At 48.2% G+C, this 12,654-nt stretch carries 6 protein-coding genes, 9 tRNA genes and 3 rRNA genes; all 18 read left to right on the top strand.

The genetic code is table 11. From position 1 onward, the window contains the following. Positions 1 to 28: 28 nt before the first annotated feature. The 18 genes from ilvE (at position 29) to ruvB (ending at position 12,638) form a co-directional block, all read left to right on the top strand. A complete protein-coding gene (gene ilvE / locus DMB88_RS23485; RefSeq protein ID WP_128103285.1) occupies positions 29 to 907 on the top strand; it encodes a branched-chain-amino-acid transaminase in 879 nt (292 codons plus the stop codon). A gap of 204 nt (positions 908 to 1,111) precedes the next feature. After that, on the top strand, positions 1,112 to 2,731 hold the full coding sequence (locus DMB88_RS23480) for a LysM peptidoglycan-binding domain-containing protein (protein ID WP_128103284.1): 1,620 nt from the start codon (positions 1,112 to 1,114) through the stop codon (positions 2,729 to 2,731). Between the two features lie 536 nt (positions 2,732 to 3,267). Then, a 16S ribosomal RNA gene (locus tag DMB88_RS23475) occupies positions 3,268 to 4,820 on the top strand. Between the two features lie 307 nt (positions 4,821 to 5,127). Further along, positions 5,128 to 8,050, top strand: a 23S ribosomal RNA gene (locus DMB88_RS23470). A 77-nt stretch (positions 8,051 to 8,127) separates the two neighbouring features. Continuing rightward, positions 8,128 to 8,244, top strand: a 5S ribosomal RNA gene (gene rrf, locus DMB88_RS23465). The 16S, 23S and 5S rRNA genes sit together here with 9 tRNA genes alongside, the layout of an rRNA operon. Positions 8,245 to 8,324: 80 nt before the next feature. Further along, positions 8,325 to 8,400 (top strand) — tRNA-Asn (locus DMB88_RS23460). Positions 8,401 to 8,404: 4 nt separating this feature from the next. Then, a tRNA-Glu gene (locus DMB88_RS23455) sits at positions 8,405 to 8,476 on the top strand. 122 nt (positions 8,477 to 8,598) lie between these two features. Continuing rightward, positions 8,599 to 8,674, top strand: a tRNA-Val gene (locus DMB88_RS23450). A 19-nt stretch (positions 8,675 to 8,693) separates the two neighbouring features. After that, positions 8,694 to 8,767: transfer RNA gene (locus DMB88_RS23445), tRNA-Met, on the top strand. Between the two features lie 11 nt (positions 8,768 to 8,778). Then, positions 8,779 to 8,856 (top strand) — tRNA-Asp (locus tag DMB88_RS23440). Positions 8,857 to 8,915: 59 nt separating this feature from the next. Further along, positions 8,916 to 8,990, top strand: a tRNA-Gly gene (locus DMB88_RS23435). 4 nt (positions 8,991 to 8,994) lie between these two features. Then, positions 8,995 to 9,071, top strand: a tRNA-Arg gene (locus tag DMB88_RS23430). Between the two features lie 14 nt (positions 9,072 to 9,085). Continuing rightward, positions 9,086 to 9,164: transfer RNA gene (locus tag DMB88_RS23425), tRNA-Leu, on the top strand. A gap of 7 nt (positions 9,165 to 9,171) precedes the next feature. Next, a tRNA-Pro gene (locus DMB88_RS23420) sits at positions 9,172 to 9,245 on the top strand. Between the two features lie 139 nt (positions 9,246 to 9,384). Beyond that, entirely contained in the window at positions 9,385 to 10,083 is a 699-nt protein-coding gene (locus DMB88_RS23415; RefSeq protein ID WP_128103283.1) for a BofC C-terminal domain-containing protein, read from the top strand. 374 nt (positions 10,084 to 10,457) lie between these two features. After that, positions 10,458 to 10,961 (top strand): crossover junction endodeoxyribonuclease RuvC, encoded by a 504-nt coding sequence (gene ruvC / locus DMB88_RS23410; RefSeq protein ID WP_056701196.1) that lies wholly within the window; start codon positions 10,458 to 10,460, stop codon positions 10,959 to 10,961. After that, on the top strand, positions 10,958 to 11,572 hold the full coding sequence (gene ruvA / locus DMB88_RS23405; RefSeq protein ID WP_056701199.1) for a Holliday junction branch migration protein RuvA: 615 nt from the start codon (positions 10,958 to 10,960) through the stop codon (positions 11,570 to 11,572). The genes ruvC and ruvA overlap by 4 nt, the downstream gene beginning before the upstream one ends. A 55-nt stretch (positions 11,573 to 11,627) precedes the next feature. Next, positions 11,628 to 12,638, top strand: a complete 1,011-nt coding sequence (ruvB, locus tag DMB88_RS23400; RefSeq protein WP_056701201.1) for a Holliday junction branch migration DNA helicase RuvB — start codon at positions 11,628 to 11,630, stop codon at positions 12,636 to 12,638. Positions 12,639 to 12,654: the final 16 nt, after the last annotated feature.

Below are 12,654 nucleotides of genomic sequence, written 5' to 3'. Positions count from 1 at the left end.
AGGACATTTAACGGAGGTGCAGTCATCCATGTCAGAGCAATGGATTTATTTGGATGGTCAATTTGTGACCAAGGAGAACGCAACAGTTTCGGTATACGATCATGGTTTTTTGTATGGAGATGGGATCTTCGAAGGTATTCGAATCTATAACGGAAACATTTTCAGATGTAAGGCGCATTTGGATCGACTGTATGATTCAGCAAAATCCATTAATCTAAACATCCCTCTGTCTTATGAAGAAATGTTAGACGTGATGGCTGAAACGGTGCGTCGTAACGATATGCGTAATGGTTATATTCGTTTGATTGTTTCGCGGGGTCCTGGTAACTTAGGATTGGATCCACTGCGTTGTCCAAAAGCCTCTGTCATTATTATTGTGGAGCAACTGGCCATCTATCCAGAAGAAGCGTATCTTACTGGTTTGAAAGCTGTATCTGTCTCCCAACGTCGTAATATTCCGGATGCACTTAATCCCAAAATTAAATCGTTGAACTATCTTAATAACGTACTTGTCAAAATTCAGTCCAACTATGCAGGTGCTGGTGAAGCGATCATGTTGAACTCCCAAGGCTATGTAACAGAAGGTTCTAGTGATAACATTTTTATTATTAAAAATGGGGTCGTCTACACACCACCTTGTTACCTTGGTGCTCTGGAAGGCATTACGCGTCAGGCAATTATTGATCTATGTGGTGAGCTGAACATTGAGCTGAAAGAGATTCCGTTTACCCTCCATGATGTATACATCGCGGACGAGGTCTTTTTCACAGGTACGGCTGCAGAAGTTATCGCTGCTTATGAGGTTGATGGAAGAACCATCGGTTCAGGGGTTGCTGGCCCGATAACATTGCAACTTCTTGAAGCGTTCCGACAAATTGTGGACAAAGACGGATACAAAGTTTGGTAAGCCTAAACAACGAATATAGCTGAATATAGAACGTGAAATCCTTCTGATCTATCAGGGATCGTCATACCCCAAAGTATGCGGTTTTTGAAGAGAGAAGGATTTTTTTTGTTTAGGTGATGTCATTAGCCTAGTTTCTGCATAGGATGTAGTAACGGTATGGGCGAATGTACTGCCCAAGTATCACGTCTAGGAGGTTAGTTCCCAGTGAAAATACACATGGTGAAAAAAGGCGACACATTGTACCTGCTGTCCCAAAAATATAATGTGGCGCTCGACAAAATTATTGCGGCCAATCCGCAAATCAGCAATCCGGATAAGCTGGATATTGGGATGAAGGTAAAGATTCCTGCTGCGCCTGTAACACCCAAACCTGAGGGAGTATTGCACAGTCATAAAGTTCAGCAAGGAGATTCATTGTGGAAGTTGTCGCAGGCATGGGGTGTCCCGCTGAAGGATATGATTAATGCCAATCCACAACTGAAAAATCCAAATGCACTTCTGGTGGGGGAGACAGTATACATTCCTTCCATGCAAGTTCAGGGGAACACAGGATCGGAGAACGGAGCAAGTAATGTTGCAGCTCATGAAAAACTTTCTCCTGAAGGAAAAGAACATACAGGTGTAAAAGAGGAGCCAGCAAAACCAGAAGCTCCACTACCATCATCACCACCGCCTACACCGGTTGTACCTGAACCAATCAATGAACAACCTGCGCCAACGCCTAAACCGGCTAATCCCGTACCTAATGTAATGCCAGAGCTGGAAGTGCTACCTCAATTACCTGAGATTCCAGAAGTTAAGCCAGCCAAGGAAGTGGAGAAAAAAGAAAACCTTGCGCCAATTGCAGAAGTAAAGCCTCTTCCAGAAGCGCCAAAGTACACCATGCCGAATTTGTCACCTGAGATTATGCCTCTACCAGCCATCCCGAATACAAAAGCGCCAGTTGAGGTGTCACCTGCTACCAAATCTCCATGTGGTTGTGGAAGTAAGCTTCACCATGCGCCAGCCGAATATCCGTATACTCAGGTTCCTGTACCCGCACAAGAGGTGTATACGACGCAACAAGCAACGTATATTGCTGGGTATAGTAACAATGCTGGATTCCCTGGAATAACGGAAATCAATCCATATGAGGCGCAACACTTATCAACTAATAATGAACCGGATTTTAATCATAACAATATGATGCCGAATACTGCTCCTGCGGTGGGTAATAATGCATATCCGATAGCGCCTTCTGCACAGGTGAATAGTCCGTTTCCTTCATTCGCTCCTGAGCATTCCATGAATCAGCCGCCATTTATCTCGCCATATTCGGTACTTCCTTATCCACCATGTGGATGCGGAGGACATATGCATGGATCACATTACGGCCATGTATCTCCAGGATATAACGATCCTGCTTGGGGGATGTACAGTCCATACGGTGGGCATCCCAATATGGCTCCATCGGTAGTTCCGTATCAACCTGTTGAGTACGCCTATCAAAATCCGTATCCATCACAAAATATGGTGCCGCCATCTCCGTTAGGCGCTTTTGGTGAACTTTATCCATCTCAAGAGCATACGGGTGGTAAAAAAGGTGGACTTGAGGAAGCTAATCTTAATCATACTAATGTAGAAGATAACGAAAGTCACAACAGTGGTGGCAAGGCGAAACAAACAACGGGGAAAAGCGGGGTAGCGAAACGAAGAACTGCCAAGTCAGCAGGCAAAAGTACTTCAAAAGTATCGGTATCTTCCAAAGAAGCTGAAACTCGCAAAACGCAAACCAATAAACGCAGCTCAGCAAAGAGCCGTCGTAACCCCTGGATACAGCAATAAGTGCGGTAGCAAATATTGAGATAAAGTGTTGGATTTAGTACGAATTGAGAGTCAACCGTTACGGGTTGGCTCTCTTTGACTATGCCGTCGATAATTACTTTGAGTGAGTCTGCATTATAGAAGCGGTGTCATGCATCTAACTATACTGAAGTGTATGTATAAAAAAATTGAAGGAAAATGTAAAACAATTGGAAACTGTGTTGTAAGTATGATAGTATAATGAATACGTGATGACGATGTGCTTTTTTGTAGTTAATGTGGTATAGAGGATACTGAATCTACCAAATTAATAAATTATAAAAAAGGTGTTGCATTGGATTCGCGGATATGATATATTATTTAAGTCGCCGCTGAAATGCAGCGCTGACGCAATAAAGTTTGATCTTTGAAAACTGAACAACGAGTGAGTAACGATCTTGCTTGCAAGATCGACGCTAAGAAATCAGTACATGTCTTCGGACTGGATGATTTCGAAGCATAAATGAGATTTTTAATCTCGTCAGATTCAAAATGAGCTAATCGCTCTTTTCAATACTTTATTGGAGAGTTTGATCCTGGCTCAGGACGAACGCTGGCGGCATGCCTAATACATGCAAGTCGAGCGAACTTGAAGAGAAGCTTGCTTCTCTGATGGTTAGCGGCGGACGGGTGAGTAACACGTAGGCAACCTGCCCTCAAGCTTGGGACAACTACCGGAAACGGTAGCTAATACCGAATATTTGTTTTCTTCTCCTGAAGGAAATTGGAAAGACGGAGCAATCTGTCACTTGAGGATGGGCCTGCGGCGCATTAGCTAGTTGGTGAGGTAACGGCTCACCAAGGCGACGATGCGTAGCCGACCTGAGAGGGTGATCGGCCACACTGGGACTGAGACACGGCCCAGACTCCTACGGGAGGCAGCAGTAGGGAATCTTCCGCAATGGGCGAAAGCCTGACGGAGCAATGCCGCGTGAGTGATGAAGGTTTTCGGATCGTAAAGCTCTGTTGCCAGGGAAGAACGCTTAGGAGAGTAACTGCTCCTGAGGTGACGGTACCTGAGAAGAAAGCCCCGGCTAACTACGTGCCAGCAGCCGCGGTAATACGTAGGGGGCAAGCGTTGTCCGGAATTATTGGGCGTAAAGCGCGCGCAGGCGGTCATTTAAGTCTGGTGTTTAATCCCGGGGCTCAACCCCGGATCGCACTGGAAACTGGGTGACTTGAGTGCAGAAGAGGAGAGTGGAATTCCACGTGTAGCGGTGAAATGCGTAGATATGTGGAGGAACACCAGTGGCGAAGGCGACTCTCTGGGCTGTAACTGACGCTGAGGCGCGAAAGCGTGGGGAGCAAACAGGATTAGATACCCTGGTAGTCCACGCCGTAAACGATGAATGCTAGGTGTTAGGGGTTTCGATACCCTTGGTGCCGAAGTTAACACATTAAGCATTCCGCCTGGGGAGTACGGTCGCAAGACTGAAACTCAAAGGAATTGACGGGGACCCGCACAAGCAGTGGAGTATGTGGTTTAATTCGAAGCAACGCGAAGAACCTTACCAGGTCTTGACATCCCTCTGACCGGTACAGAGATGTACCTTTCCTTCGGGACAGAGGAGACAGGTGGTGCATGGTTGTCGTCAGCTCGTGTCGTGAGATGTTGGGTTAAGTCCCGCAACGAGCGCAACCCTTATATTTAGTTGCCAGCACTTCGGGTGGGCACTCTAGATAGACTGCCGGTGACAAACCGGAGGAAGGTGGGGATGACGTCAAATCATCATGCCCCTTATGACCTGGGCTACACACGTACTACAATGGCCGGTACAACGGGCTGCGAAACCGCGAGGTGGAGCCAATCCCAACAAAGCCGGTCTCAGTTCGGATTGCAGGCTGCAACTCGCCTGCATGAAGTCGGAATTGCTAGTAATCGCGGATCAGCATGCCGCGGTGAATACGTTCCCGGGTCTTGTACACACCGCCCGTCACACCACGAGAGTTTATAACACCCGAAGTCGGTGGGGTAACCGCAAGGAGCCAGCCGCCGAAGGTGGGATAGATGATTGGGGTGAAGTCGTAACAAGGTAGCCGTATCGGAAGGTGCGGCTGGATCACCTCCTTTCTATGGAGAATCGTTTCCCGTAGCGGAAACATTCAAATATGCAGCTTCGCTGCAAACTACTCACTCGTTGCTCAGTTTTGAGAGCTCAAACTCTCAAACAGCTTGCTTTTGCATGGAGCTTGTTCTTTGAAAACTAGATATCGAAACGAAAGTAAATGCGAATTAGAACATTCCTTTTTAGCTGAACTTGTGTAAACAAGTTTCAATAAAAACGGTAGATTGCTGGAGCGAGTGATCGAAATGGAGCGACTTTTGGATTTGGACGTAGTCCAAACCAAGCGGAGCGACAGCTCGAACACGAGCGAATGGTTAAGCTACTAAGAGCACACGGAGGATGCCTAGGCGCTAGGAGCCGATGAAGGACGTGGCGAACAACGAAACTGCCTCGGGGAGCTGTAAGCAAGCTTTGATCCGGGGGTGTCCGAATGGGGAAACCCAGCTGGGGTAATTTCCAGTTACACCTAACTGAATACATAGGTTAGTGTGAGGCATACCAGGGGAACTGAAACATCTAAGTACCTTGAGGAAGAGAAAACAATAGTGATTCCGTCAGTAGCGGCGAGCGAACGCGGAACAGCCCAAACCAAGGAGCTTGCTCTTTGGGGTTGTGGGACGTCTCACATGGAGTTACAAAGGAACCGGTTAAACGAAGAGGTCTGGAAAGGCCCGCCAAAGAAGGTAAAAGCCCTGTAATTGAAAGTCTGTTCCCTCCGAGACGGATCCCGAGTAGTGCGGGGCACGTGAAACCCCGTATGAATCCGGCAGGACCATCTGCCAAGGCTAAATACTTCCTAGCGACCGATAGTGAAGCAGTACCGTGAGGGAAAGGTGAAAAGCACCCCGGAAGGGGAGTGAAATAGAACCTGAAACCGTGTGCTTACAAAAAGTCAGAGCCCGTTTTAGGGGTGATGGCGTGCCTTTTGTAGAATGAACCGGCGAGTTACGTTCCCGTGCAAGGTTAAGGTGAAGAGCCGGAGCCGCAGCGAAAGCGAGTCTGAATAGGGCGATGTAGTACGTGGACGTAGACCCGAAACCGGGTGATCTACCCCTGTCCAGGGTGAAGGTGCGGTAACACGCACTGGAGGCCCGAACCCACGCACGTTGAAAAGTGCGGGGATGAGGTGGGGGTAGCGGAGAAATTCCAATCGAACTCGGAGATAGCTGGTTCTCCCCGAAATAGCTTTAGGGCTAGCCTCGGAAAACAGAGTCGTGGAGGTAGAGCACTGATTGGGTGCGGGGCCCGCAAGGGTTACCAAGCTCAGTCAAACTCCGAATGCCATAGACTTACTTCCGGGAGTCAGACAGTGAGTGCTAAGATCCATTGTCAAAAGGGAAACAGCCCAGACCATCAGCTAAGGTCCCCAAGTGTGTGTTAAGTGGGAAAGGATGTGGAGTTGCACAGACAACCAGGATGTTGGCTTAGAAGCAGCCACCATTTAAAGAGTGCGTAATAGCTCACTGGTCGAGTGACTCTGCGCCGAAAATGTAACGGGGCTAAACACACCACCGAAGCTATGGCTTGATGCTTGCATCAGGGGTAGGGGAGCGTTGTATAAGGGTTGAAGGTGTACCGTAAGGAGCGCTGGACATTATACAAGTGAGAATGCCGGTATGAGTAACGAAAAGATCAGTGAGAATCTGATCCGCCGAAAGCCTAAGGGTTCCTGAGGAAGGCTCGTCCACTCAGGGTAAGTCGGGACCTAAGGCGAGGCCGAAAGGCGTAGTCGAAGGACAACAGGTCGAAATTCCTGTACCACCGTAAGCCGTTATGAGCAATGGGGGACGCAGTAGGGTAGTGACGCAGACGGATGGATGTCTGTCCAAGCAGTGAGGCTGATGTGTAGGCAAATCCGCACATCGTAAGGCTGGGCTGTGATGGGGAGTGAAAATTACAGTAGCGAAGGTCATGATCTCACACTGCCAAGAAAAGCCTCTAGCCAGGTGATGGTGCCCGTACCGCAAACCGACACAGGTAGGCGAGAAGAGAATTCTAAGGCGCGCGGAAGAACTCTCGTTAAGGAACTCGGCAAAATGACCCCGTAACTTCGGGAGAAGGGGTGCCCCGGTAGTGTGAATAGCACGAGGGGGCCGCAGTGAAAAGGCCCAAGCGACTGTTTAGCAAAAACACAGGTCTGTGCGAAGCCGTAAGGCGAAGTATACGGGCTGACGCCTGCCCGGTGCTGGAAGGTTAAGGGGAGCGGTTAGGAGTAATCCGAAGCTGTGAACCGAAGCCCCAGTAAACGGCGGCCGTAACTATAACGGTCCTAAGGTAGCGAAATTCCTTGTCAGGTAAATTCTGACCCGCACGAATGGCGTAACGACTTGGGCGCTGTCTCAACGAGAGATCCGGTGAAATTTTAATACCTGTGAAGATGCAGGTTACCCGCGACAAGACGGAAAGACCCCATGGAGCTTTACTGCAGCTTGATATTGAATTTGGGTACGATCTGTACAGGATAGGTGGGAGCCTTTGAAGCCGGAGCGCCAGCTTCGGTGGAGGCACCGTTGGGATACCACCCTGATCGTATCTAGGTTCTAACCTGGTACCGTAATCCGGTGCGGGGACAGTGTCAGGTGGGCAGTTTGACTGGGGCGGTCGCCTCCTAAAGAGTAACGGAGGCGCCCAAAGGTTCCCTCAGAATGGTTGGAAATCATTCGAAGAGTGCAAAGGCATAAGGGAGCTTGACTGCGAGACCTACAAGTCGAGCAGGGACGAAAGTCGGGCTTAGTGATCCGGTGGTACCGCATGGAAGGGCCATCGCTCAACGGATAAAAGCTACCCTGGGGATAACAGGCTTATCTCCCCCAAGAGTCCACATCGACGGGGAGGTTTGGCACCTCGATGTCGGCTCATCGCATCCTGGGGCTGAAGTAGGTCCCAAGGGTTGGGCTGTTCGCCCATTAAAGCGGTACGCGAGCTGGGTTCAGAACGTCGTGAGACAGTTCGGTCCCTATCTGTCGTGGGCGTAGGAAATTTGAGAGGAGCTGTCCTTAGTACGAGAGGACCGGGATGGACGTACCGCTGGTGTACCAGTTGTTCCGCCAGGAGCACCGCTGGGTAGCTATGTACGGACGGGATAAGCGCTGAAAGCATCTAAGCGTGAAGCCCCCTCAAGATGAGATTTCCCAGTATGTAAGACCCCTTGAAGACGACGAGGTAGATAGGCTGGGGGTGGAAGTGCAGTAATGCATGGAGCTGACCAGTACTAATCGGTCGAGGGCTTATCCAATTAGCACGTTTTAAATCGCAGACTTTCGTTTCGAATCTAGTTTTCAGAGAACAACACTCTGAGATGTAAGCTACGCGTTTGGTGGCGATGGCGGAGGGGTTCCACACGTACCCATCCCGAACACGACCGTTAAGCCCTCTAGCGCCGATGGTACTTGGACCGCAGGGTCCTGGGAGAGTAGGACGCCGCCAAGCAAATTTTTCTTACATAGGTACAAGTTTTACTTGTATACATTGTACGATGAATTACATTTACTTATGTAAATGTATGTTATTCCCTGATAGCTCAGTTGGTAGAGCACTCGACTGTTAATCGAGTTGTCACAGGTTCGAGCCCTGTTCGGGGAGCCATTAAGGCCCGTTGGTCAAGGGGTTAAGACACCTCCCTTTCACGGAGGTAACAGGGGTTCGAATCCCCTACGGGTCATAGCAATTTCTATTGCTTCAACAAGGGATGAGAATCCCAAAGGTTCGTCGGAGGATAAACTTCGTTAGCACTGCATCGCAGTCTCGAACGAAGTGAGAGTATCCCCTACGGGTCATATAGATGGAGGCTTAGCTCAGCTGGGAGAGCATCTGCCTTACAAGCAGAGGGTCGGGGGTTCGATCCCCTCAGCCTCCACCATATATACTTTTTTTAACGACGCGGGGTGGAGCAGCCCGGTAGCTCGTCGGGCTCATAACCCGAAGGCCGCAGGTTCAAATCCTGCCCCCGCAATTTTTTATTTTGGAACCGTGGTGTAGTTGGCCTAACATGCCTGCCTGTCACGCAGGAGATCGCGGGTTCGAATCCCGTCGGTTCCGCCATTTAAGTTTATGCTTCAGGGATGAGAATCCATTTTGTTTTTGTCTACACCTTACCGTATGCGGAAGTGGCTCAGCGGTAGAGCATCGCCTTGCCAAGGCGAGGGTCGCGGGTTCGATTCCCGTCTTCCGCTCCAATTTGCGCCCTTAGCTCAGCTGGATAGAGCGTTTGACTACGAATCAAAAGGCCGGGAGTTCGAATCTCTCAGGGCGCGCCATTATAACTTTATATGCCGGCGTGGCGGAATGGCAGACGCGCTCGACTCAAAATCGAGTGGGAAACCGTGGAGGTTCGAGTCCTCTCGCCGGTATACATAACGGGATGTAGCTCAGCTTGGTAGAGCACCTGGTTTGGGACCAGGGGGTCGCATGTTCAAATCGTGTCATCCCGATCTGAGAAAAGAGACTATCTATAATAGGATAGTCTCTTTTTGTATTTGTGTAAGTGATGTTTAAATGCAGAATTGATTGTGCATAAACGATAACCCTTTCGGTCACACTAGTTTTAAAAAAGTGATAGAAGGGGTTCACGTGAACACGTTTAAATTAAAGAAACAATGGAAGAGACGTTGGCGACGTTGGAAACGAACTGCATGGATGAGTCTAGCTTTAGTGGCTGTAACATTACTGGCGTATAGTGGACTGTCCATCTCCTCTCACATTCAACGTTTATTAACAACTAATTTTAGTGAGACCGTTACTGTTATGGGGGCAGCTCCTATAGAAGAGAAACGTTCAGAAGCAGAGGTACAAGCCATACTTAAACAACTAGTATCTAATGCGCCTGATGATTTAACTGCTGTTGTACTGGAAGTCCACTATGTCTGTGGAGTCGAGACAGAGCAATTAGGCAAAATGACAGCTTCGCAAATCGAAGTATTGTTAATTCAACATCCTGAATGGGATGCAGAAGTTGCAGCAGATGCATTACGGGTTAAGCAACACGTTGACGACCTTTCTCCTCTATGCAAAGAGCAGGCTTATATTAGCATAGATGCTTTGGGTAATCTAAATCTGTACGAAGGTCGCCCTGCAGAAGACAAAGTAATCCGTACTTTTTTTCAGATGGATGTTGGGTCACTTGAGTCTTCTCTGCCTGAAGGAGTATGGGAGCAGCTGCAGCAAGGAATCCGAGTACAGGATAAAGATGAGTATAACAGTGTGATTTCGACATTTAGTGACTATGCGATTGATCGAGAGACGGAAGAAGTCATTCGAAATGGTGGCTGACTCCAATAAATTTCGAACAGCATAAAATCTAAGACGGGATATGAGTTTGCTGGAGGAGGGCATCGAAAAGATGTCCTTTTTGTCGTGTGTTGAGTGATCCTGGGGAAATAAGTTCGCCTATGGAACAGCGTGATACACTACTGGTCTGAAAATATTCTAGGCCTTGATCTACTTTGGGCACCGAAGGATTGGAATATGTTTTGTTACATCGATAAAGGCTAAACGACAGTGTTTTCTATGGCTCGATAGGAGAGTGAGGGGTAGTTTGTTTGAGGATTAAAATGTAGTCAAAGTTTCCTGCCGCAGGGTCTATCTTTTTGTTATAATGAAATGAACGATACATATGTTCGCTTTATTGTAAGGGAGAGATGGGTTTGCGTTTTTTGGGGATAGACCCGGGAATTGCGATTGTTGGGTTTGGTTTTGTGGATAAGATCGGTAGTAAAGTGGTTCCTGTACAATATGGCTGCATTCAGACAGAGGCACATACACCTGAAGAGGAACGATTGCTTCACGTATATGAGGGCATGGTGCAGCTCATCGATAAATATAAGCCAGATGCAGTCGCACTGGAGAAACTTTTCTTCAATCGGAACGTTACAACAGCGATGTCCGTCAGTCAGGCCAGAGGGGTAATGGTCTTGGCGGCTGCACAGAAAGGGCTACCTATTGCTGAGTACACGCCGATGCAGATTAAACAGGCGATTGTAGGATACGGCAAGGCGGAGAAACGTCAAGTGCAAGAGATGGTCAAAATGTTTCTGCGTTTACAGGCGATTCCCAAGCCAGATGACGTAGCAGATGCGTTAGCAGTAGCTGTATGTCATGCACATTCATATACATTAAATTCTAAGTTAAATGAGGTATTGCGAAAATGATTGATTTTCTTAGAGGACAGTTCGTGCATGTGGAGAATGAATATATTGTGCTTGATGTTCAAGGTGTGGGCTATCGTGTATTTTGTCCTAATCCGTATGCGTTCGCGAAGCAAGAAGGTGAGATCATGGTCTACACCCATCATCACGTGCGTGAAGATGCCATGTTGCTATATGGTTTTGTTACAAGAGAAGAACAGCGCTTGTTTCGTAAGTTGATCGAGGTGTCCGGTATTGGACCACGAGTTGCCCTGGGCATTTTGGCGGGAGGCACGCCTGATCATGTCGTTACAGCGATTTACCAAGAGAATCTGACGTTCCTGACCAAGCTGCCGGGAATCGGTAAAAAGACAGCTCAGCGTATGATTTTGGATCTGAAGGATAAGCTGGACGGGTTCGGTGCCGCGGCGTATGCAACAGGTTTATTTGCCCCTCCTTCAGAAGAAGCAGGAAGCGGCTCTGCTTGGGATGAGGCACGTGATGGTCTCAAAGCACTTGGTTACACAGACAGCGAGTTGGATAAAGTATGGCTCAAGTTGAAAAAAGATGTTACATCTGCGGATTCGGTTGATGTGTTGATGAAACGAGCACTGCAAATGCTATTCACTGGATAACTAACTTTACCACCACGACAGCACAGTGGCTCGTACTAAAAAGGTAGGGATAAATATGGATGAGCGTATTATTTCCGCTAACCTGATGATGGATGATCAAGCTGTTGAGCTGAGTCTTCGTCCCCGGTATTTGAATGAATATATTGGACAAAATCAGGTTAAGGAAAATTTAAAAGTATATATTGAAGCAGCCAAAATGCGTAATGAAGCCTTGGATCATGTTTTATTGTATGGTCCACCAGGGCTCGGTAAAACGACACTTGCCAACATCGTTGCCAATGAATTGGGCGTTAACCTGCGCACCACGTCAGGGCCTGCGATTGAGCGACCAGGAGATCTGGCAGCATTGCTGACCAATCTTCAGGAGGGTGATGTGTTATTTATTGACGAAATTCATCGCCTGCATCGTACAGTTGAAGAAGTGATGTACCCTGCGATGGAAGACTCTGCATTGGATATTATGATCGGTAAAGGGCCTAGTGCGCGATCTGTGCGTCTTGACCTACCACCGTTCACTCTTATTGGGGCTACAACACGCGCTGGTTTGCTGTCTGCGCCTCTGCGGGATCGTTTTGGTGTCATTAGCCGTCTGGAATTTTATACGGTTGATGAGCTAGCCTACATTGTCTCTCGCTCTACAGAGATTCTTGGGGTTGAGATTGTTGGAGACGCTGCAGAAGAGATTGCCCTCCGTTCCCGTGGAACGCCGAGGATTGCCAATCGTTTATTGAAGCGGGTTCGAGATTTCGCTCAGGTACGAGGCGATGGAGTCATTACACAGGCATTAGCAGAAGAAGCGCTTAAACGTCTACAGATTGATCCTAGAGGATTGGACGAAATCGACCATAAGATGCTTAAATCTATGATCAATAGCTTCCGGGGAGGCCCGGTTGGTCTGGATACGATTGCAGCTACGATTGGTGAAGAGAGTCAAACGATTGAGGATGTCTATGAGCCTTATTTATTGCAGATCGGTATGATTCAACGTACACCAAGAGGTCGGATTGTTACAGATATGGCTTACCATCATTTAGGTTTGCCGATTCCGCCACGAGATGGAAAGTAACAAGTAGTGCGATGGG

This window comes from Paenibacillus sp. DCT19, from assembly GCF_003268635.1.
Classification (GTDB): domain Bacteria; phylum Bacillota; class Bacilli; order Paenibacillales; family Paenibacillaceae; genus Paenibacillus.
This window is presented reverse-complemented; position numbering and strand designations above follow the sequence as displayed.